This window comes from Actinoplanes aureus, assembly GCF_015704865.1.
Classification (GTDB): Bacteria; Actinomycetota; Actinomycetes; order Mycobacteriales; family Micromonosporaceae; genus Actinoplanes; species Actinoplanes aureus.
In genome coordinates this window covers 60,626-82,035 of sequence record NZ_JADQTO010000010.1, presented here as the reverse complement: position 1 = coordinate 82,035, position 21,410 = coordinate 60,626, and the positions used below count along the sequence as shown (strand labels likewise).

22 protein-coding genes are annotated in these 21,410 nt (G+C 71.4%); 10 read left to right on the top strand and 12 right to left on the bottom strand.

Annotation, left to right across the window (positions count from 1 at the left end):
- Position 1: 1 nt before the first annotated feature.
- From I4J89_RS21820 to I4J89_RS21780, 9 genes are all read right to left on the bottom strand, one after another.
- Positions 2–1,066 carry a FecCD family ABC transporter permease gene (locus tag I4J89_RS21820; protein WP_196415875.1) on the bottom strand — a complete coding sequence of 355 codons (1,065 nt, stop codon included), beginning with the start codon at positions 1,064–1,066 and terminating at the stop codon, positions 2–4.
- A 112-nt stretch (positions 1,067–1,178) separates the two neighbouring features.
- A complete protein-coding gene (locus I4J89_RS21815) occupies positions 1,179–4,541 on the bottom strand; it encodes a CARDB domain-containing protein (protein WP_196415874.1) in 3,363 nt (1,120 codons plus the stop codon).
- A 248-nt stretch (positions 4,542–4,789) separates the two neighbouring features.
- The gene (locus tag I4J89_RS21810) at positions 4,790–6,139 is read right to left on the bottom strand and encodes a hypothetical protein (protein ID WP_196415873.1); all 1,350 of its coding nucleotides are present in this window, start codon (positions 6,137–6,139) and stop codon (positions 4,790–4,792) included.
- A gap of 16 nt (positions 6,140–6,155) precedes the next feature.
- Entirely contained in the window at positions 6,156–6,770 is a 615-nt protein-coding gene (locus I4J89_RS21805) for a dihydrofolate reductase family protein (protein ID WP_196415872.1), read from the bottom strand.
- Between the two features lie 81 nt (positions 6,771–6,851).
- Positions 6,852–8,036 carry an ABC transporter permease gene (locus I4J89_RS21800; protein ID WP_196415871.1) on the bottom strand — a complete coding sequence of 395 codons (1,185 nt, stop codon included), beginning with the start codon at positions 8,034–8,036 and terminating at the stop codon, positions 6,852–6,854.
- Complete coding sequence (locus I4J89_RS21795; protein ID WP_196415870.1) at positions 8,033–8,719, bottom strand: ABC transporter ATP-binding protein; 687 nt, start codon at positions 8,717–8,719, stop codon at positions 8,033–8,035. Before I4J89_RS21795 ends, I4J89_RS21800 begins: the two co-directional genes overlap by 4 nt.
- Complete coding sequence (locus I4J89_RS51555; RefSeq protein WP_196415869.1) at positions 8,716–9,819, bottom strand: efflux RND transporter periplasmic adaptor subunit; 1,104 nt, start codon at positions 9,817–9,819, stop codon at positions 8,716–8,718. Before I4J89_RS51555 ends, I4J89_RS21795 begins: the two co-directional genes overlap by 4 nt.
- Positions 9,816–10,400 (bottom strand): hypothetical protein, encoded by a 585-nt coding sequence (locus I4J89_RS21785; protein ID WP_196415868.1) that lies wholly within the window; start codon positions 10,398–10,400, stop codon positions 9,816–9,818. Before I4J89_RS21785 ends, I4J89_RS51555 begins: the two co-directional genes overlap by 4 nt.
- Complete coding sequence (locus tag I4J89_RS21780) at positions 10,397–10,966, bottom strand: hypothetical protein (protein WP_196415867.1); 570 nt, start codon at positions 10,964–10,966, stop codon at positions 10,397–10,399. Before I4J89_RS21780 ends, I4J89_RS21785 begins: the two co-directional genes overlap by 4 nt.
- A gap of 128 nt (positions 10,967–11,094) precedes the next feature.
- Here I4J89_RS21780 and I4J89_RS51550 point away from each other — a divergent pair, with 128 nt between their 5' ends.
- The 8 genes from I4J89_RS51550 to I4J89_RS21745 all read left to right on the top strand — a co-directional run bounded on the left by I4J89_RS51550 (position 11,095) and on the right by I4J89_RS21745 (position 17,111).
- Complete coding sequence (locus I4J89_RS51550) at positions 11,095–12,453, top strand: sensor histidine kinase (RefSeq protein ID WP_196415866.1); 1,359 nt, start codon at positions 11,095–11,097, stop codon at positions 12,451–12,453.
- Positions 12,450–13,121, top strand: coding sequence for a response regulator (locus I4J89_RS21770; protein ID WP_196415865.1), 672 nt, complete (start codon positions 12,450–12,452; stop codon positions 13,119–13,121). The genes I4J89_RS51550 and I4J89_RS21770 overlap by 4 nt, the downstream gene beginning before the upstream one ends.
- A gap of 68 nt (positions 13,122–13,189) precedes the next feature.
- Positions 13,190–13,456 carry a hypothetical protein gene (locus tag I4J89_RS21765; RefSeq protein WP_196415864.1) on the top strand — a complete coding sequence of 89 codons (267 nt, stop codon included), beginning with the start codon at positions 13,190–13,192 and terminating at the stop codon, positions 13,454–13,456.
- 368 nt (positions 13,457–13,824) lie between these two features.
- Positions 13,825–13,947, top strand: a complete 123-nt coding sequence (locus tag I4J89_RS50895) for a hypothetical protein (RefSeq protein WP_255521729.1) — start codon at positions 13,825–13,827, stop codon at positions 13,945–13,947.
- Positions 13,944–14,126, top strand: a complete 183-nt coding sequence (locus tag I4J89_RS21760) for a hypothetical protein (protein ID WP_196415863.1) — start codon at positions 13,944–13,946, stop codon at positions 14,124–14,126. The genes I4J89_RS50895 and I4J89_RS21760 overlap by 4 nt, the downstream gene beginning before the upstream one ends.
- Before the next feature lie 75 nt (positions 14,127–14,201).
- Positions 14,202–14,648, top strand: coding sequence for a hypothetical protein (locus I4J89_RS21755; protein ID WP_196415862.1), 447 nt, complete (start codon positions 14,202–14,204; stop codon positions 14,646–14,648).
- A gap of 296 nt (positions 14,649–14,944) precedes the next feature.
- Positions 14,945–16,327 (top strand): alpha/beta hydrolase, encoded by a 1,383-nt coding sequence (locus tag I4J89_RS21750; protein ID WP_196415861.1) that lies wholly within the window; start codon positions 14,945–14,947, stop codon positions 16,325–16,327.
- A gap of 10 nt (positions 16,328–16,337) precedes the next feature.
- Positions 16,338–17,111: a ZIP family metal transporter gene (locus I4J89_RS21745; RefSeq protein ID WP_196415860.1), complete on the top strand. Its 774-nt coding sequence runs from the start codon at positions 16,338–16,340 to the stop codon at positions 17,109–17,111.
- Positions 17,112–17,167: 56 nt separating this feature from the next.
- On the opposite strand, the gene I4J89_RS21740 is transcribed toward I4J89_RS21745, so the two are convergent.
- Positions 17,168–17,617, bottom strand: coding sequence for a DUF4383 domain-containing protein (locus I4J89_RS21740; protein WP_196415859.1), 450 nt, complete (start codon positions 17,615–17,617; stop codon positions 17,168–17,170).
- A 124-nt stretch (positions 17,618–17,741) separates the two neighbouring features.
- Positions 17,742–18,659 carry a manganese catalase gene (locus tag I4J89_RS21735; RefSeq protein ID WP_196415858.1) on the bottom strand — a complete coding sequence of 306 codons (918 nt, stop codon included), beginning with the start codon at positions 18,657–18,659 and terminating at the stop codon, positions 17,742–17,744.
- Between the two features lie 120 nt (positions 18,660–18,779).
- Between I4J89_RS21735 and I4J89_RS21730 the strand changes: the two genes are divergently transcribed.
- Positions 18,780–20,015, top strand: coding sequence for an Nramp family divalent metal transporter (locus I4J89_RS21730; RefSeq protein WP_196415857.1), 1,236 nt, complete (start codon positions 18,780–18,782; stop codon positions 20,013–20,015).
- 37 nt (positions 20,016–20,052) lie between these two features.
- Here the strand turns inward: I4J89_RS21730 and I4J89_RS21725 are convergent, their stop codons facing one another.
- Positions 20,053–20,688, bottom strand: a complete 636-nt coding sequence (locus I4J89_RS21725; RefSeq protein WP_196415856.1) for a response regulator — start codon at positions 20,686–20,688, stop codon at positions 20,053–20,055.
- Between the two features lie 30 nt (positions 20,689–20,718).
- On the opposite strand from I4J89_RS21725, the gene I4J89_RS21720 reads away from it, so the two are divergent.
- Positions 20,719–21,369, top strand: a complete 651-nt coding sequence (locus tag I4J89_RS21720) for a sensor histidine kinase (protein ID WP_230859378.1) — start codon at positions 20,719–20,721, stop codon at positions 21,367–21,369.
- Positions 21,370–21,410: the final 41 nt, after the last annotated feature.

The following is a 21,410-nucleotide window of genomic DNA, read 5'->3' as shown; positions in this document are numbered from 1 at the left end:
GTCAGATTCCCTTCGTGGCGTGCAGGCGGCGGATCAGGACCAGCAGGAAGGGTGCGCCGAGCAGGGCGGTGATGATGCCGATCGGGATCTCCTGCGGTGCGAGCAGTACGCGGGCGATCACGTCGGCCCCGAGCAGCAGGATCGCGCCGAGAAGCGCGGCGACCGGCACCACGCGGACGTGCGGGGCGCCGACGAGGCGGCGGGCCAGGTGCGGGACGACGAGCCCGACGAAGCCGATGCTGCCGGAGGCGGAGACCAGGACGCCGACGCAGAGCGAGACGATCACGAGCAGGCGTACCCGGAAGCGGTCGGGGGAGACGCCCAGCGTGTGTGCGGTCTCGTCGCCCACGGCGAGTGCGTCGAGCTGCCGGCCCACGACGGTGAGGTAGGCGACGGTGCCGCCGATGACGAGTGCGGCGACCGCCAGCAGCGCGTCCCAGCGGGCCAGGCTCAGCGAGCCGAGCAGCCAGAACATCACCGACCGGGCGCCTTCCGCGGACCCGGAGGCGAAGATCAGGAAGCTGGTGGTGGCGTACAGGGCGTAGCCCACGGCGACGCCGGCCAGCAGCAGCCGGACCGAGGTGACCCGCCCGCCGCCGCGGGCGATCAGGAAGACCAGCAGGGAGGCGGCGAGGGCGCCGAGGAACGCGCTGGTGGGCAGGGCGTGACTGCCGAATGCGGCGCCGGCACCGAACAGGATGGCGGCCGCGGCGCCGCTGGAGGCGCCGGAGTTGATGCCGAGCAGGTACGGGTCGGCGAGCACGTTGCGCACCATCGCCTGTAGTGCCACACCGCAGACCGCCAGGCCGGCGCCGACCAGCATGCCGAGCAGTACGCGCGGCAGCCGGACCTGCCACACGATGGCTTCCTGCGGCGGCGTCCATGTCACCGTGCCGGCGCCGGACAGCTGGTGGCCGATGATCCGGGCGACGGTGACCGGGCTGATGGCGACCGCCCCTGTGCCGACCGCGATCAACCCGGTGGCGAGCAGCCCGGCGGCCAGGCCGAGCAGCCAGAGGGCGGTCCGTCGCTGCTGCACGCCGACCCCGAGCACGTCGGTGGACAACCTGAGCCCCTTTTGCTGTTGCCAATGATGTGCAACAACCTAACAGTGCGGATCATGGGGCGTCAGGCGCGGGTGACCCGGCGCGAAGAGCCGGGTCACCCGCGAAGGGGGGTCAGCTGCCGCTGATGGTGAACTGGGAGCCCGGCTGGATGACGATGTTGCCGTCGGCCGAGTTGGTGATCGTCACGTTGGACAGGACTGCGTTGCCGCGGGCTCCGGACATCGCCAGGATGCCGGCGCCGTTGTTCGACTTGTCGATCTTCACGTTGGTGATCTGGACGTTCGGCATGTTGCCGCCGCCGTTCTTGAACTGGATGCCGTCGTAGGTGGAGTCGATGATGTCGGTGTCGCGGATCGTCACCCCGACGATGTCCTTCGTCGACGGGAACAGCGTGATCGCCCCGAACTCCTGGTCCTCGTTCCAGAACGCGCCACCCGTACGGTAAAGGCCGTTGTTGGCCAGCAGCGTCGTGCCGGAGAAGGGCAGCGGGCTGTGGTCGGTGGCCAGCATGATGCCCGGGTAGTTGGCGGTGTCGGACACCAGGTTGTTCTGCGCCGAGTTGCCGTAGCCGCCGTAGATCGCGATGCCGTTGGCCCGCCACGGCAGCTGGATGGTGTTGTTCAGGAAGTGGTCGTTGTGGTTGATGTCCACCGACTGGTCCTTGACGTACGGGTTGGCCCAGATCGCCAGGGCGTCGTCACCGGTGGTACGGAACGACGAGTTGAACACCCTCGAGTTGCGGGTGCCGTTGGAGAAGTTGATGCCGTCGGCGAACGTGTTGCGGATCCGCATGCCGGTGAACTCGAGGCCGTCGCCCGGGTTCCAGTAGGCCGGCGTGTCCGAGTAGTCGCGGCCCACCCAGGCGCCGACGTTGACGTGCTCGATCCACACGTTGCTGATCTTCGTGTTCTTGCCGAACCGGCCGTTGAGGCCGTGTCCTCGGTTGGCCCGGTTCTGCGTGTTGCCGAAGATCGCGATGTCGGAGATCTGGGTGTTGTCGTCGATGTCGAAGCCGACGTTGCCCTCGTGCGGGTGGTTGATGTTGCCGGTCACCTGGTGCGGCTGGGTGTTGGAGTAGAGCTGCGAGTGCCACATGCCGGCGCCGCGGATCACGACGTTGCGGATGCCCTTCTGGTTCCACTGCCCGCGGGTGGGGTCCGGCGAGAGGATCTTCTGCTCCTGCCGCCACTGGCCGGCCGGGATCCAGACGCAGCTGATCACGCCGTTCTCGTCGTCGGTCACCGCGCGCTGGATGGCGGCGGTGTCGTCGAGACCGTCGTTGGGTACCGCGCCGTACTGGGTGATCGAGGTGCAGCCGGCCGGCTGTGACGCCGCCGGTGCCACCTGCTCCAGGTCGATCAGGTCGATGATGTAGAACGCCGCGCTGTCGCCCGCGTCGCGCTGCAACTTGAACCGGGTGCCCGCCGGGTACGACGCGGACAGCAGCGCGTGCGACTCGTCGAAGAGCCGCCGGGCGTCGGGACCGGGGGTGTTGGACAGCGACTCGGTGTCGTCGGTGGTGCCGTACAGCCAGCTGTTGCGCGACGACAGGGTCAGCTTGCGGTTGAAGACGTCGTTGACGTAGAGGCTGATCGTCGCCTCCTGGCCGCCGCCGGAAGCGGAGTCCGGGATGGAGTTGCGTACGACGATCGAGTTCGCCTGGTTCGTGGAGGTGAACTCGACGAACTGCCCGGTGCTGTTGAGCCGCACCGACTGGCGGCCGGACGACTCGGTACCGAAGTTGGTGTGCCCGAAGGTGCGCAGCGGGTCGGTCTGCACCAGCGCGCCCTGGTAACGGGCGGCCTCCGCCTCGTACTCGGTGTACGGCACCGCGGCGCCCCGGCCGACCACGAGCGGCCGGGCCAGCGTGTTGTTGTTCTCGTTGGTCTCGGCGACCGCGCCGGCCGAGTCAGCCGTCGCGGTGGCGGTGGCACCGCCGCTGGTCGCCGTCCAGGTGCCGCCGATGGTGACGGTCGAGGTCGCGCCGGCCGCGATCGCCGGGGTGGCCCCGGTGAGGGTCGTGCCGCCGACGACGAGCCGGGTGGTGCTGGCGCCCGCTGTGCTCGTACCCCGGTTGGTGACGGCGACGGCGAAGCTGACCGCCGCGCCCACCGCGGGGTTGGCCGGGTTGGTGTTGATCGCGGTGACCTGGAGGTCCGGGCCGGGGGCCTGGGCCACGACCAGCTGGCTGCCCGCGGTGTAGGTGTTGTTGTCGTTGTTCTGCTCGGCGACCGTGTTGGCCGGGTCGGCCACGGTGGAGACCGTGTAGCTGCCCTGCGCCTTGGCGCCGACGTTCGCCGACACGGTGGCCGAGGCGCCCGCGGCGAGCGCGGGCACGTCCGCGCTGCCGGCGACGGTCCCGTTGAGCCGGAAGTCGGCCTTGCTGGCGGGGGCCGCGGCGGTGCCGTTGTTCTTCACGACGGCACTCAGCGTGATCGCGGTGCTTTCACTGGGCGTGGCGGGCGACCAGGTGGTCGAGGTGACGATCAGGTCCGGGTTCGGCGCCCAGGCGCCGATCACCTGGAGGTCGGCGACCTGGCCGCCGGGAGCGCCGGTGTTGCTGAAGAACTGCAGGCGTACGTCCGACGCGCGGCCACTGACCGGGATGGTCACCGTGTTCTGGTTGGTGGACGGGTTGAAGCCGTAGTCGGCGCGGGCCTTGAGTTCGGCGAACCCGGTGGCGGTTCCGGCGCGGCCGAGCACCTGGATGTTCTGGGTACGCGGGCCCCATACCGGGTCCGGGTTGAGCTTCACGACGATTCCGGTGATGTCCGCGTCGGAGCCGAGCTTCACGGTGAGCGTCGACGGGAAGCCGGCGGACTCCCAGTAGCTGGTCGGGCTGGCGTCGTTCGCGTTGGTGGCCACGAACGTGTGCACAGACGACGAGGCCTCGATCGCCTTGTTCGCCGCGAGGTTGCTGCCGGTCGGCGGGTCCGGATCCGGGTCGACGGGGCCGGCTACGCCGTACACCTCGAGTTCGGCGAGCTGCCCGGCCGGCCAGCCGGTGTTGGCCGTGATGTGCACCCGCACGTAGCGGACGCTCGCGGCCGCGAAGTTGATCGTCACGGCGTTGCCGGTGGCCGGATTGAACACCCGCCCGGCGGAGGCGGAGAGCGTGCTGAAGGTCGAGCCGTTGGCGCTGCCCTGCACGCTGAGCGTCTGCGTACGGGTGGCCCAGGCGGTGGCCGGCGGCAGCTTCAGCACCACCTGGTCGATGCTGACGGTGCTGCCGAGATCGACCTGAACCCACTGCGGGAAGACGTTGTTCGGGCTCTCCCAGTAGGAGTTCGGGTTGCCGTCGCTGACGGCGGAGGCCGGCTGCGCCCCGAGCGAGCCGCTGGCCGAGGCCGCTTTTCCGGCCGCCAGGTTGGGGCCGCCCGCGGCATGGGCGGCCGGCGGTGACATGCCGAGGCTGATCAGGCCGGCCGCGAGGGCCGCGGCGATCAGCCGTCTACCGAATCTGGTGAGCGTCATGGGATCCGTCCTGTGCTTCGGGGCGCACGGCAGCGCGGCACCAGGCCTGCGTCCTGCTGCGCGAGAGGGGGATTCTTCCGGTGGCTGTAGTGTAAAATTTCGTTGTCTTGCCCAGTTTTTGCGGCAAGGGGCATTCAATGTTTCAGATGTGTCACTGGTTCGTCAACGTTGTGGCAGCGCTCGCCGGCTCGGCGCACGAAAAAGCCGGCCGTCGATGCGTCGACGGCCGGCTCGGAAGCGCCTGATCCCTACGTGCCGGGCGTACCCAGGCGGATGATCCCCGGCTCATAACGCCCTTCGCCCAGCCACCGCGCCATGTCGTCGGCGAGCCGGCGCAGCCGGCGCGGATCGAACTCGTCGTCCGGAGCCTCGAACGGCAGCCGGGCGACGGCGAAGACGCGCGACAGCAGCCCGGTACCGCCGCGGTCGACCATGGCCAGCTCGCCGTCGCCGGCGACACCCCACGCGGTGCCCGGCCGCTCGGCGATGACGACCGCACCGAGGTACGCCGTGAGCAGCTCCACCGTCACCCGGTACCACGGCTCGAACGGCACCCGGCCGCGCCGGATGTCGCCGCTGCTCTGCACGCCGTAGTACGGGATCGCAAGCGCGGGTCCGGTGTCCGCGAAGGTGCTCCGGAAGCGGTCGGGTGTCTCCCGCAGCCGGGCCCACACCTCGTCCAGCGAGCGCCGGGACCGGTCCATGGGCACGCCGGTCATCCGGTGCAGCAGGTCGATCCGCCCCGCCATGTCCGCCGGCCAGGCCGCCAGCGTCCGCTCATCGGCGACGCTGAGCCGCGGGTCGTCCCCGGTGGTCAGCGCCGCCACGCCCAGCTTCTCGACCAGCCGCACCACGTACGGCCGCTGCCGTGGCAGGCTGTACTCGTAATACCGCTGGTACACCTCGCGGGCCTCGGCGAGCCGGCCACGCGCGACGAGCACCCGCCCGTGCAGCTCTCCCTCATGGCCGGGGTACGGCCGGCGGCCGGCCGCCTCGACCGAACGCCCCTCCTGCCAGCGGGCCAGCATGGCGTCCACGGAGGGCAGCGCGTCCAGAGCGGGCAGCACCTGACCGGTGACGACCTCGGCGAGCGCCGCGTCGTCGGCCAGATCGAGCGTGCTGTACACGGCGGTGACGTGCTCGCGGTCCGGCAACGTCAGCCGGACCCCGGCCGTGATGCTGATCATGTGCTGGCCCGGCTCCCGGCCGAACCCGTGGTCCAGGGTGATGACGTGGGTGAGCTCGGCGTCGGCGACCCGGGTCAGTTGCCAGCCGTCGCGCTGAAACCCGGGCGCCAGATCGCCGACGGTGCCCGCCGCCCGGTTCATCGCGGTCATCCACGGGCGCTGCTCCTTCGCCGCCGCGTCCCACCAGCGCCGCAAAATCGAGGTCAGGCGCGCGGCCGGCACGCCGGGCGCGTCGATCTCGACGATCTCCCGCTCGACGTGCTCGACGGAGGTGACACCACGGACCGTCGGGAGGAACTCGACCGCTTCCGCGACCAGGTCCTCCCGATCCGACGCGACGACCTCCTCGAAGAGGAGCACATGCGACACCGGGCCGCCGCGCTGCTCACTGATGTGCCACTCGTCATCCACGGCGGTCAGTATGCCGTCACCCCTCGTCGGGCAGCTGCCCCTTGGCGTCGTCGTAGCCGGCCGGCGCGGGCGCCTCGGCCGGGGTGTAGATCACCCGGATCACCCCGGTCGGGAACACCTCGGTCGCCGTCACCTTCAGGTGGTACGCGGTGTCACCGTCGTCGAACAGCCGTTTGCCCTTGCGCGCCGCCACCGGGTGCACCAGCAGCCGCAACTCGTCGATCAGGCCGGCCGCGAGCAGCTGCTGCACCACCGAGACCGAACCCGGGATCAGGATGCCCCTGACGCCGGCGTCGGCCTTGAGCGCGGTCACCGCCTTGACCAGATCCCCGTCGATCAGCTCGCAGTTGCGCCAGGAGAACTCCAGCCGCTGCCGGGACACGACGACCTTGCGCATGTCCCCGATCTTCTTGGCGAACGGCGCGTCCTCGCCACCGGCCGTCTCCCGGTCGGGCCAGGCGCCGGCGAAGCTGTCGAACGTCTCGCGGCCGATCAGCAGCACGTCAGAGGTCTCGTAGTCCTCGGTGACGGCGCGGCCCATGTTGTCGTCGAAGTACGGGAAGTGCCAGTCCGGGTCGATCTCGGCGACCCCGTCGGCGGTGATGAACAGCGTGGAGATGACCTTCGCCATTGTCGTGGTCCCTTCGCATCAGGTGGTTTCGGTGGGTAGACCGCGGCCACCTCCGAAACTAATCGGCCGCCGGTGAGGAGATCACGCCGTACGCAACGCCTCGGTGGGTGAGAGCCGCGCCGCTCGTACCGCCGGATAGAGGCCGGCGCACCCGCCGATCAGCACGGCCGCGATCAGGCCCGCGCCGACCGCGCCCGCCGGCACCAGGGTGGGCCAGCCTCGTACCGTCGCCACCGCGTAGGTGATCGCCGCACCCAGGGCCACCCCGGCCGCGCCGCCGCCCGCGCCCAGCAGCAGCGACTCCACGAGGAACTGCGCGGCGACGTGCCGCCGGGTGGCGCCCAGCGCACGGCGCAGGCCGATCTCGCCGCGCCGCTCCAGCACCGAGATCACCAGTACGTTGGCGATGCCGATCCCGCCGACCAGCAGCGCCACCGCGCCGAGGCCGAGCAGCAGCACGGTGGCGCCGTCGGTGACAGCGAGCCGGGCGGTGAGCGCCTCGGACGGCCGGCTCACCGCGACCTCCTCGGGGTGGGCCGGGTTGGCCGCCCGGCCGAGCAGACCGGCCACCTCGCTGGTGCGCTCGGTCCGGGCCCGCACGAAGATCCGGGTCGGGTTGCCCTCGTACCCGAAGTCGGCGGCCGCCACCGGAGCGCCGATCAGCGCCGACGTGTCCAGTTCGGGGGCGAGCTCGACCGGCGCCATGATCCCGACCACGGTGTACCAGCGCTCGTCGAGATAGATCCGCGGATGGCCGGTGACGTCCCGGATGCCGAGCGAGCCGGCGGCGTAGTGGCCGAGCACCACCGCCGGGTAGCGGGCCAGCGCCGCGTCCAGGAAACGTCCGTCCACGAGCGTGCCGTCGAGGGTGGTGAGCAGTGCCGGATCGGTGACGCGTACCGCCAGCCCGCCGGTCCGCCCGCTGGGAATCCGATCGTTGCGGTAGACCGGCACGTCGAGCATCGCGGTGGCCGCCGAGGAGAGCACCCCATCGGTACGCGCGACGGCCGTACCCGCGGTGACCGGCAGCTCGGCCTCCTCCCCGCGAAGCGTCTTGCCGTTCGCCACGGTCAGCAGGTTGGTGCCCACCCGGTCGATCTGTGCGAGCACGTCGGCCTGACTGGACCGGGTGACGCCGAGCACCGCCACCATGGCGGCGATGCCGATCGCCACGCCCAGGATGGACAGCGCCGCCCGGCCGGGCCGCGACCGCAGGCCCACGGTGCTCACCGGCAGCAGGTCGGCGACCCGGAGACGGGATCTCACGACACACCGCCGCTGTCCTGCACCACCAGGCCGTCGCGCAGTTCGATGCGCCGCCGCATGGCACCGGCGACCCGCTCGTCGTGCGTGATCACCACGATGGTGACGCCGTCGTCGTTGAGCTCGCGCAGCAGGTCGACGATCTCCGCGCCGGTGACCGAGTCGAGGTTGCCGGTGGGCTCGTCGGCGAGCACCACGGCGGGTCGCCCGACCAGCGCGCGGGCGATCGCCACCCGCTGCCGCTCACCGCCGGACAGGTGTGCGGCGGGGAAACCGGCGCGGTGACCGAGCCCGACGCGTTCCAGGGCGGTGTCCGCGGCCCGCCGGCGTTCGGCGGCCGGCACCCCGCGATAGAGCAGCCCGGTCGCCACGTTGTCCGCCGCGGTCAGGCGTTCCAGCAGGAAGAACTGCTGGAAGACCACCCCGAGGCGGTGGGCGCGCACGCCGGAGAGCTGCCGGTCGCGCATCTTCTCGACGGGGAGGCCGGTGATGCGTACCGAGCCGCCGGACGGCCGGTCCAGACCGGCGGCAAGGTTGAGCAGCGTGGTCTTCCCGGAACCGGACGGCCCGGCGACGGCGACCAGTTCGCCGCTGTGCACGGTGAGGGTGACGCCGCGCAGCGACTCCACCGGCGGGGTGCCGGGGTAGACCTTGCGGGCGTCGAGAAGCTCCAGGACGGCGGTCATGAGGCCGGCACCTCCACCGACTGACCCTCGGTGAGCCCGCTGGTGATCTCCACCTGGCCGGTGCTCTCGTCGAAGCGGCCCGGCTCCACCGCCACGATCTGCCCGCCGGCCAGGCGGACCTGGTAGCCGCCGCCGGACCGGGCGAGCAGCGCGGCGATCGGGATCAGCAGCACGTCGTCGCGGGTGCCGGTGATGATGTCGACGTTCACCGGTGCCTGGTCCAGGCCGAAACCGCGAGGTACGCGGACCGCGATGGTGAGCGGGACCGTGGCCAGATCCGGGTTCGCGGACTGCGGCGGGCCGTTGCCCTCCTCCTCGTCGGTGGCCGCCGCCACCTGGCCGACCTCGGTGACCCGTCCGGGAATCGCGTCCACGTCCGGCAGAGATACCTCGACCTCGTCGCCGGCCCGTACGCTGCCGCGCTCCGAGGTGTCCAGCTGGGCGATCACCGCCCGGTTCGTCGACGTTCCGGTCAGGACCGTCGCTCCGGGTGCGACCGCGGCGCCGACCCGGACCGGCACCTCGGTGACCCGCAGCGGTGCGGGCAGGAAGACGACCTGGCCCTGGGTGAGGCGCCCGGTGCGCTGGTACGCCTTACGCCCCCAGGACGCCTCCCAGCGCCGGATCGCCGCGGCCGTCGCCGCGCTGAAGTGCCGGTCCACGGTCATCCGCCGGTCCGGGTCGAAGCCCATCGCGACCAGATTGCGTTCGAGCTGGCGTACGTCCGGGCCGTCGGTCATCCCGTACCCGAAGTCGCGGTAGGCCGGGACGCTGCCCAGCAGCAGCCGGACCGGCGCGTCGGCCACCCGGAAGAGGACACCGCCGCGGCGGATCGTGTCGCCCGGGCCGGGCGCCGCGGTCAGCACACCCGGTGCGCCCTGATGGTCGACCGTGTAGGAGCCGGCGTACCCGAGCACGCCGCTGATCTGGACGCGCTCGGTGAGCGTGCCGCGGGTGACCTCGGCGGTTCCGGTGGCGACCGTGACGGCGGGCGCCTCGGCGGCGTCCGGTCCGGACCGTGCGGCGTACGCCACGCCGGCGGCGAGCGGCGCGGCCACCGCGACCGCCACTACGGTGCCGATCCCGCGCCGGCGGCTCACTTCTTGCCTCCGCCGTTGTCGATCACCTTGATCGCACCGCTCCAGATGTGCCGGCAGGCCTCGTCCGCGGCGTTCCTTTTCGCTGACGGCCGTCCGTCGCTCAGCGAGGTGCCTCGCAGGTCGAACTCACCCTGGGCGTTCGGGTCCGGGAAGTCGGGGAAGCCGTGCTCGCGGAAGCACTTGGCGTACTCGGCCAGCTTGCGCAGGTCCTCGGCGGAGACCTGCTGCCGGGGGCGCTGCGCCGACGCCGGGATCCGCTCCTGGATCGACTCGCACGCCTCGATGATCTTCGGATACTTGGCCAGCTCCGATTTCCACTCGAATCCGCGCTCAGGCGGGTAGCTGATGTAGCCCTCGGAGCTGAGCTGCGGATCCGGCATCCGGGTGAAACCCTTGCCGCGCAGGCACTGGACCCACTCCTGCGCGACGGCGAGGGCCTGCTGCCGGCTCGCCGAGGCGGACGCCGACGGGTTGGCGGCCGCGGACGGGGAACCGGCGGAGTCGCACCCGGCGCCACCGGCTCCGGCCGCGAGCAGTGCGACCAGGAAGGCCGCGGACATCGTCGGACGCGGGCGGCTCATTTCTTGCCTCCATCCGGGCTGATCACCTTGATCCGGCCGTCCCAGATGTGCTTGCAGGCCTGGTCGGCGACGTCGATCTTCGCCTGCGGGATGCCGTTCTCCAGCGAGGTGCCCTCCAGGTCGAACTCGCCGTCCTTGTTCGGGTCCGGGAACTCGGGGATGCCGTTCTGCCGGACGCACTTGGCGTACTCGGCGAGCTTGCGCAGGTCGTCGGCGGTGATCTCGTCCTTAGGGCGGAACGCGTTCGGCGGGTACCGGTCCTCGATCGGCTTGCAGGCCTCGATGACGCCGGGATGGTTCCGCAGGTCGCCCTTCCAGTCGTACCCGTCGGCCATCGGGAAGGTCAGGTACCCGTCCGGGGTGAGCTGCGCGTCCGGCATCCGGGTCATGCCTTTGTCGCGCATGCACTTGACCCACTCCTGGCCGAGGGCGAGCAACTGCTGCCGGTCCGCCGAGGCGGACGGCGACGGATCCGGCGAGCCGGCGCGCGAGCCGATCGAACCGCATCCGGCCGCCCCGGCCGCGAGTATCGCGGTGATGAGCAGTGTGGAGCCTGTTCTCGTCATGGCTTCACGGTGGCCGCGTCAGCCCTCGAACTCGTCCGACCGGAGTCGGTCATCCGGCCGCCGTTGGTACCGCTGATGTAGCACCTGAGTCGGACGCCCCGCCCGGATCGACTTCCTACGATGGTGGCGTGTCCAGGTACGTGCCGCGCCACTTCCTGACCGACGCCGCACTGGCGCTGGCCCTGATCGTGCTGACCGTCGGGCCCGGGCTCGCCAGGGGATACCTGGCGCCCGTCAAGCTGGGTGACTCGCGTGACTTCCTGGATCGGACCGGCCTGCCGCTGGACGGCGTCTGGTGGCTGTGTGCGGCGCTGATCGCCGCCGGCTTGCTGATCCGCCAGCAGTGGCCGATCCCGGCGCTGGCCCTCGCCGGGGTCGGCACGTTCGGTCACCTGATGTTGCAGAGCAAGCTGGCACTCATCGATCTGGCGCTGCCGCTGGTGCTGTACTCGGTGGCCGCCGCGGCCCGCAGCCGGCGGATCTCACTCGCTCTTCTCGGGCTCACCGTGGTCCTGACCTACACCGCGATCCTGGGTGGCCGGTTGCACCACGAGCAGCAGCAGACCGCGATCATCGAGCAGGCCGCGCGGAAGCGGCTGGAGGTGGGCCAGACCGGTAAGACGCCGGTGGCCGGCAAGGTGATCGACGAGAAGTTGCCGGCACCGGTGCTCTCGCCCGAGCAGCTGGTCGACGCGGGCCAGCAGGGGATGGAGCAGATGCTGCTGCTGATCGTGGCGTTCGCGGTCGGCGACGCGATGCGCAGCCGGCGGGCGCACCTGGCCGCCGTCGAGCAGCGCACCGCCGATCTGGCCCGGGAGGAGCGGCAGCGGGCGGCGCTGGCGGTCGCGGCCGAGCGTGCCCGGCTCACCCGGGAGCTGCACGACGTGGTGGCACACGGGATGTCGGTGATGGTGGTGCAGGCGCAGGGCGCGGCCGCCGCGCTGGACCGGCATCCGGAGCGGGCCGCCACGGCGCTGCAACACGTGATCGAGGTCGGCCGGGCCTCGCTGGCCGAGATGCGGCAGCTGCTCGCCGCCGGGCGCACCGACCCGGCCGAGGACGCACGGCTCGCCCCGCTGCCGGGGATCGGCTCGGTGCCCGGGCTCGTCGACCAGCTGCGGTCCACCGGGATGCGGGTGGAGCTGTACGTCGACGGGGTTCCCGGGGTGGTGCCGGCGGCGGTCGACCTGTCGGCGTACCGGATCGTGCAAGAGGGGCTGACGAACACGCTGAAGCACGCGGGTCCGGGCGCAGGCGCGGCGGTGCGGCTGGAGTTCGAGCCCGATCGGCTGCGGGTGGCCGTGGCCGACGACGGGAGCGGCCTGGCGGACGGTGCGGACGGGCGGGGCAACGGGCTGCGCGGCATCGCCGAGCGGGTCGCGATGCTGGGCGGCACCCTGGAGACCGGGCACGGCGACGGCGGCGGGTTCCGGCTCCGCGCGACGCTTCCGCTGCGGGTGGACGGGCGCGAGCTGGTGGCGCGATGACCGTACGCGTGGTGCTGGTCGACGATCAGACGCTGGTACGCACCGGGTTCCGGCTGGTCCTGGACGAGGCCGGCGACATCGAGGTGGTGGGGGAGGCTGCGGACGGGTCGCAGGCCCTGGACGTGGTTATGCGTACCCGGCCGGACGTGGTGCTGATGGACGTCCGCATGCCCGGCGTGGACGGGATCGAGGCCACCCGGCGGATCCGTGCGTGCGCGTACCCCACCAAGGTGATCATCTTGACCACCTTCGACCTGGACGAGTACGTGCTCGCCGGTCTCCGGGCCGGCGCCAGCGGCTTCCTGCTGAAGGACGCGCTCGCCGCCGACCTGGTGTCGGCGGTCCGCGTGGTGGCCGCCGGCGAGTCGGTCGCCGCGCCCAGCGTCACCCGCCGCCTGATCGCGCACTACCTCGGCAGCGCACCGATCCGGCCGGCCGTCGCCGAGCGGCTCGCCGTGCTGACCGAGCGCGAGCGGGAGGTGCTGATCCTGGTCGCCCGAGGGCTGTCCAATCCGGAGATCGCCGCGGCGTTGTTCCTGTCCGAGAGCACGGTGAAGACACACCTCGGCCGCATCCTGGCCAAGCTCGACCTGCGCGACCGGGTACAGGCGGTGATCCTCGGCTACGAGTGCGGCCTGGTCGGCGCCGACCCGCCGGCGACGAGGTGAGCGGGTTCGGCGGCGCACGTTCCGGGTAGCGAAGGTGAACGTGCCGGCCGCCCCGAGGGAGCGAATACATGAGCGCAGCCGACGACTCGGGCTACATCGGCTGGCTGCGGGACAACTCCATGCTCGCCCACGCCGAGCGCACCGCCGGGCGGTTCTCCGGGGTCGGCAGATGTGGCAGAGCCCGTTCGCCAACCCCGATCCGGCGTGGCACGCTCGGTGCCGGTGCGCTGCGGCTGGACGCCAACGGTTTCCTCGGCGTGGAGAAGAGCCGTACGCCCGGGGCCCCGGCCTGGTCCACGCGCTGGCCACCGGCGACACCGAGTTCCTGCGCCTGACCCTCACCACCGCGCTGCGCGCCGGCCTGCAACCGATCCGCCTGGTGCACGCCCTCCAGAATCACGACGAGATGACCTACGAGCTGGTGCACTTCACCAGCAACCACGCCGCCGACCACTATCCGTTCCGTGGCGGGCAGTTCTCCGGCAGCGATCTCGCCGCCACCGTGCGCGCCGAGCTATCGAACGGCTCACCGGCCCACGCGCGGAGTACAGCCGAACCTTCACCACCAACGGGATCGCCACGATCATCGCCGCGTCGCTCGGCTACACCGATCCCACCGACCTGGACCCGGAGCAGATCGACCGGATCAAACGGGCGCACCTGCTGCTGGCCATGTTCAACGCGCCGCGGCCTGTACGGCTCGTTGCCGCGGCAGCTGCGTGAACCCGGCTCGTTCGTCACCGGCCTGCGCCGGATCCTGGACCTGCGATCCCGGTCCGGCATCGCCACCGCGACGCAGCTCGACGTCCCGGCCGCCTCCAGATGACCGTGCTGAACTTCGCCGCCCGGCCCGCCACCGGCTGGTTCACCTACACGCACCTGCCGCCGAACGCCACGGTGACCGACATGTCCACCGCGGCGGTGATCGGCGAGATCGACGCCCAGCACACCGTGACCGTGTCGCTGGGACCACACGAGGAACGATTCCTGGAGGTGTCCACGTAGGGGGAGCTAACTCCCCTGCGAATCGGGTGGCTCACCGGAGTGTCTGCGCGCCCCGATCGGCGAAGGCTTACCTGCATGACATCCACACCTGCCGAAATCCGCGCCGCCTTCCTGCTCTGGATGGGTGCGCTCGCCGCCGGCTGCCTCGAAGTAGCCCTGCACGACGTCGAGCCGTCCGGCCTCGCGATGCGGCTGACCATCTACGCGATCGTCGTCGCCGTGGCCCTGCGCATGCGGGCCGGCCGCAACTGGGCCCGGCTGGCGCTGGCGATCGGCCTGGGCGTGTTCGGCACCCTGTCGCTGGTGATCGAGCCGATCACCTGGCTGCTCGAGGGCCATGCCCTCCCGGACCTCGATCTGACCGGCGTGCTCACCGCGACCAGCCGAACGCTGCACGTGCTGTGCGTCTGGATCGCGGTGCCGCTGATGTTCACGCCGCGGGCCAACGCCTACTTCCGGCGGCGGCGCGGCGAGCGCGGCCGAGACCGCAGCCACGCCGTCGCCGCCGCGAGCACCGACTAAGGGCTTCCGTGGTCAGGGTCCCCAAGCGGTGATCTCGATTGGCCCACGCTCAATGCTGTCTGAACGGCCGCCAGACAGCACCCACGTTGGGCCAAGACCCTGACCACGAAGGAAACCATCCGGGGTACGCGTGACCGGCCGTCCCGCCGGAGCCGGCCCGTCCCCGCCCTCCCGGCGCGGGCTGTCCGCCGGGCCAGGCCCCAGCGCGGCCGCCGGGAAACAGCGCAACCCCGATGAGTCTCGCCCGCCCCGCCGGTCTTAGAGGTGAATCGATACCCGCGACACGGAGGGACGAGATGAGACGACTGCTCATTGCACTGACGGTGGCGCTGCTCACCGCGGCTCCGGCTACCGCGGCCTCGGCCGCGCCGGCGGACGACGGGCGACGCTCCTACACCGGCACGATCGGCGGCGCGGACTACCGCGTCGAGATGCCCGAGCGCTGGAACGGCACGCTGCTGCTCTACAGCCACGGCTACTTCCCGGCCGACTTCGGGCTGCCCCTGTTCGTGACCAACGCGGCCGAGAGCGAGCAGTGGCTGCTCGAGCACGGCTTCGCGCTGGCCGCGTCCCAGTACCAGAACGACGGCATCGGCTATCTGATCGAGCCGGCGATGCGGGACCAGCTGGCCCTGCTCGACTGGTTCGAGGCCGAGGTGGGCCGCCCGGAGCGGACCGTGGTGAGCGGGCAGTCGCTGGGCGCGACGATCGCCACCCTGCTCGCCGAACGCCATCCGCGGCGCTTCGACGGGGTGCTCACGCTCTGCGGTGTCTACGACCCGCTGAACACCTTCAACTCCGCCCTGGACATCAACTTCACCGTCCGTACGCTGCTCGCCCCGGGTGAGGACATCGACCTGGTGCACGCCGACGACCCGGTGGCCAGCCGCGAGGCGCTGATCGCCGCGGTCAACCGGGCGCGGGTCACGCCGGAAGGGCGGGCCCGGCTCGCCCTGGCCGCGTCGTTCGGCAACGTCACCGGCTGGTACCGGTCCCTGGAGCCGAAGCCGGCCGACCTGACCGGCTGGATCCAGCAGCAGACCGAGTGGATCACCTGGGCGAAGATCTGGGGCAACGGGCCGACCGCGTTCGCCGACATCGAGCGGGTGGCCGGCGGTAACCCGCTCGGCAACACCGGGATCGACTACGCCAAGCAGCTCAAACGGTCCAGCCAGCGGGAGGTCGTGCTTCAGGCGTACCGGGAAGCGGGTTTGAACTTGACCTCGGACCTGGCCGCTCTCGCGGCCGCGCCGCGGATCGCGCCGGAGCGCGACGCGGTCCGCTACATGTATCGCTACGGCGTGCCGACCGGGCGCACGCCGGCACCCGTGCTGTCGCTGCACACCACCGGCGACGGCGGTGCGCCGCCGGACCAGGAGCGCTGGTACGCCGAGCAGGTCGACGACCCGGCCGACCTGCGCCAGCTGTGGGTGGAGCGCGGCGGGCACTGCTCGTTCAGCGCGGCCGAGGAGGTCACCGCCCTGCGTGCCCTGCTGACGAAGCTGGACACCGGCCGGTGGCCGGACCTGCGTCCGAGCCGGCTCAACGCCGCGGCCGGCCGGTTCGACCCGCACTACCAGCAGGTTCTCGACCTGGGCGGCAACGGCAAAGCGGTGATGCCGCCGGCGTTCACGCGTTACCGTCCGCCGGTGACGTTGCGGCCGTCGCGAACGGGGTAAACGACATGCCGTGGATGCCCTCATCTTCGGTGTGATCGCCTCGAGCGCACTGGTTCTGGGCGCCGTCTTCGGCGCCCGGATCCAGCTGCCGAAACCGGTCCTCGCGATCATGCTGTCGTTCGCCGCCGGAGCGCTGATCACCGCGCTCTCGTTCGAGCTGTTCGAGGACGCGTACGAGCACGGCGGTATCTGGCGCGCGGCGATCGGCCTGATCGTCGGCTCCGTCGTCTTCACCGTCCTCAGCGCGTGGCTCGACCGCGCTGCCGAGGGCCGGCACCCGGAGTCGCACGGCAGCGAGAAACTCGACGTCGACGCCGCGGCCGAGGAGAAGGCGCCGAGCACCGCCTCGACCTCCGGGGCAGCCGGCCTGGCTCTGCTGGCCGCGGTCACCCTGGACGGCGTACCGGAGAACATCGCCCTCGGTGTGTCGCTCGGCCAGGGAACCGGCGGGCTGGCGTTGCTGGCGGCCATCTTCGTATCGAACTTCCCGGAGGCCCTGGTGGGCAGCGCGTCCATGCGCGCGCAGGGCCGCTCGCAGAAGTTCATCCTCGGCACCTGGTTCGCCTGCGCGGCGCTGCTCACTCTCGCCGTGGTGGTGGGTGCCGGGCCACTGTCCAACTCCGCACCGGAGACCATCTCCCTGCCGCTGGCGTTCGCGGCCGGCGCGGTCCTGGCGTCGCTCGCGGACACCCTGATGCCGGAGGCGTACGAGAAGGGCGGCCCGCTCGTCGCCATCAGCACCACGGCCGGCTTCGTGCTCTCCTTCGTCCTGGCGACGCTCTGACGCCTCTCCGGCACCAGGCTGCTGGTGATCTGATCACCAGCAGCCCCTCCGGCAGGTCAGTGCCGGGTGCGCCGGGTCAGCAGCAGACCGAGCGCGATCATGCCGAGCCCGAGAACGAGGTGCAGCCAGTCGTCCGCGGTGTTGACCGGGACGAAGTTCGCGGCGCTGTCCTGCCCGACGACCAGCCCGTACAGCCAGAGGACCAGATAGATCGCGCCGCCGCCGATCAGGTAGGCGCGGGCGCCGGACACGCTGCGGGCCAGGACCAGCCCGGCCGCGCCGAAGAGCAGGTGCACGATGTTGTGCAGGATGGACACCTGGAAGATGCCGAGCAGGTGTGCCCCGGAATGATGCCCGGCGAAGGTCATGTCACCGTAGTCGGTGGTCAGGCCCGGGATGAAGCCGGCCAGGCCGACCAGCAGGAAGGTGGCGGCGACGGCGAGCGCGGCAGTGCGTACCGGGCTGCGGGCCGACGTCACGCCGCCGGCAGTCGGGTTGATGGTCATCGCATGGTCCTCTCTAGGGGGACGGATCGGTTTCCCCGCCGATCCGTCGGCAAACCCATCGATAGCGATGCGCATGGGCCGGCGCCCGTTCGGGCGCCGGCCCTTCCGCGCGTCGCCGGTACGTCTACTCCATCGCGCCCTTGATCTTGTTGACCACGTTGGCGACACCCTGGGCGTGCGCGCCCGCCCCGGTGCCCGGCTTGCCCTTGCCCATCGACCCGTCGTAGGTGACGAACAGCTTCGGGTCCGGAGCCGGCCCGAGCGGCTTGTCGTCGGTGAGCGGCTGCGCGTCCGGCACGTACACGATGTCGCCCTTGCCGTTGAGCGCCGGACCGCGCGCCCACCGGCCCTCCCCGGCCGTGCTCTCCGGGTCGAAGCTGTAGAACGTGTGGTTGGCCTCCGGGTGCTCGTGCTCGGCGTTGGAGTCCTCGATGCCGTTCTCGGTGAAGCCGTCCTCGATCAGCTGCTCGATGCCGAGCAGCCACTGCTGCTGGTGGTACGTGTCACGGGCCAGGTTGAACTGGAGCATGTCCTTGACCCCGCGGTCGTCGGTCATGTTGTAGATCCGGCTGGTCTGCAGCCGGCTCTGCGCCTCGGCTGCCACGTTGGAGCGGAAGTCGGCGAGCAGGTTGCCGCTGGCCACGATGTATCCGGCGGTCCACGGCACGCCCTGGCTGTTCGTCGGCATCGGGCCGCCGCCGGTGACGATGGCGTGCTGCGGGTTCTGCCCGCCGAGCACCGCGGCGAGCAGCGGGTTGGCGGCCGCCGCCTTCTCGGTGGCCTCCGCGGGCGCGCCTTCCAGCAGCCGAGCCAGCATGGTCGTGAGCATCTCGACGTGACCGATCTCCTCGGTCGCGATGTCCATGATCATGTCCTTGTACTTGCCGGGCACCCGGCACGACCAGCCCTGCCACAGGTACTGCATCATCACGGTCATCTCGCCGAACTGGCCACCCACCAGCTCCTGCAGCTTCGCGGCGAAGAACGCGTCCGGCTTCTCCGGCTTGGCCTGGAACTGCAGGTAGTCCACGTGCTTGAACATCGGTTGCTCCTCTCGGGGGGTGCGGGGGAGTGCGGCACGAGCTCTGGCTACCCGGTTCTCCGGCCTTGCGGGGTCATTCGCGGCCTGGGTGGGCCGCCCGGCGCGGGCAACCCCCGGCGCATGGTGGTTCTCGATCTGGCAGTACCGCTGCGCGACCGGCTGGTACGGGTGGCCCCGTGGTTCGGTCCGGCCTTCGTGGCCGCGATCGCGTACGCCGACCCCGGCAACTTCGCCACCAACTTCACCGGCGGAGCGACCTTCGGCTACCAGCTGGTCTGGGTGATCGTCGCGGCCAACCTGATGGCCATCCTGATCCAGTCCCTCTCCGCCAAGCTCGGCCTGGTGACCGGCCGCGACCTGCCGCAGTGGTGCCGGGAGCGGCTGCCCCGGCCGGTCAACGCCGGGCTCTGGGTGCAGGCCGAGCTGGTCGCCATGGCCACCGACCTGGCCGAGATCATCGGCGGGGCGATCGCCCTGTACCTGCTGTTCGGCATCCCTCTGCCGATCGGTGGCCTGATCACCTGTGTGGTCGCGTTCGCGCTGCTCGGCCTGCACAGCCGTGGCGCCCGCCGGTTCGAGACCGCGATCACCGGGCTGCTCGGCGTGATCGCGCTCGGGTTCCTCTACACCGGACTGCGCTCCGGCGTCGACGCCCGGGAGGCCGCCACCGGGCTGGTGCCGTCCTTCGCCGGCACCGACAGCATGGTCCTGGCCACCGGCATCCTCGGTGCCACGGTCATGCCGCACGTCATCTACCTGCACTCCGCGCTGACCACCAACCGTGCGGTCAGCGACCGGCGACGCCGGGCCTCCGCTCTGCGCTACCAGCGGGCCGACACGATCCTCGCGCTCGGCGCCGCCGGCCTGGTGAACCTGGCCATGCTGCTGATCGCGGCGAGCCTGTTCCACGGCTCCGGGATCGCCGGCACGGACACCCTGGAAGGCATCCACCACGGACTCGGCGTGGTCCTGGACCAGCCGGCCGCCCTCGCGTTCGCCGTCGCCCTGCTCGCCTCCGGCTTCGCCTCGTCCAGCGTCGGCACCTACGCCGGGCAGGTGGTCATGCGCGGCTTCATCGGGCGCGGCATCCCGCTGACCCTGCGCCGCCTGCTCACCATGGCCCCGGCGATGATCGTGCTGCTGCTCGGTGTCGACCCGACCGTCGCCCTGGTCTGGTCGCAGGTGGTGCTCTCGTTCGGCGTGCCGTTCGCCCTGGTGCCGCTGATCTGGCTGACCCGGCGGCGGGACGTGCTGGGCGAGCACGCCAACCATCCGATCACGACAGCGGTCGCCGTCGTGGTGGCCGCCCTGATCATCGCGCTCAATCTGTTTCTGCTGAGCCGGACGCTGGGTTAATCCATCGAGATCCGGGAATCCGCCGCCGCATGTTTCGCTACAGCAGGCCGGCGCTGCCGGCGAGCGCGGCCGCCTCGGTCCGGCTCGACACCCGCAGCTTGCGCAACAACGTCGCAGTCAGGCGCTTGACCGTACGGTCGGACACGTGCAGCTCGTCCGCTATCGCCCCGGTCGACGCGCCGCCGGCGATCAGGCGCAGCAGCCGCCGGTCGGCCTCGTTGAGCAGATCCGCCGCCGGGTGGAGGGCCGGAGTGCCGGTCAGCGACGGCAACAGGCCCGCCGGCATCACCGCCCAGCCGTCCACCGCGACGAGCAGCAGCGGCAGCAGGCCGGCGGGTTCGCTGCTCTTCGGCAGGAATCCCACCGCACCGGCACGTAACGCCTCGACCGCCACCGACGGATCGTCGTCGCCGGACATCGCAAGCACCCGTACCCGTGGCGCCGCCCGCCGGATCGCGGTGATCGACTGGATGCCGCCGGGCCGTGGCATGTGGATGTCCGCCAGCACCAGGTCCGGCACCGCGTGCCGGACCAGGCTCACCGCGTACGCGGCGTCGCCGGTGCTCGCCACCACCCGAGCGCGGCCCTCGCTCACCTCGGGCAGCAGCAGCTCCAGACCGCGGACGAACAGATCATGGTCATCGATGATCGCCACCCGAACCGTTTTGCCCATGCCGGACGGATGCCCGCCGGAAGCCGACTCATGCGCCTGATCCGTCCCCGTCGTGCGCCCGATCCGGACATGTTTCTGGTACGCAGTGTCTGTCACGAGTTGCGGCCACCGATAGCGACGCTTACCGCGCTGGTCCGCGCGCTGGAGCAGGACCAACCGGAACCACGGCGCGGCGAACTGGCCCGGCTGGCCGCCGAGCACGCGGCGTACGCGCAGGCCATTCTCGGACAGGCGGCGTCGGCCGCGACCGGGCTGGCAGCGGCACCGGCGACCGCTGTCCCGCTGGCGGACACCCTGCCGGGCGTGGCCGCCACCGCCCCGTCCGAGCGGCTCGGCCTGCTGGTCAGCCGGGCCGCCGGTCAGTGGCCGGTGCATCCCGAGCACACCCGGCAGATCCTGATCAACCTGATCGGCAACGCGACCCGGCACTCCACCGGGCCGGTCCGGCTCGTCGCCCGCCGCTGGGGCCGCAGGCTGCGCCTGGCCGTCATCGACCCGGGTGCACCGACACCGGCACTGATGTCGGCGCTGAACCGCCGCACCCCACCCCTCACCGACCGCGGCCTGGGGCTCTGGGTGGTTCGCCAGCTCGTCGCCGCGCGCGGCGGCACGATCCGGGCCCGGGCGATGTCACCGGCCGGACTCTGCGTCGAGGTCGGGCTGCCGCGCTACCGCCGGTGACCTGGGCGGGCCACGGGTGGCCCCGGCGGGCCGCGCGGAGG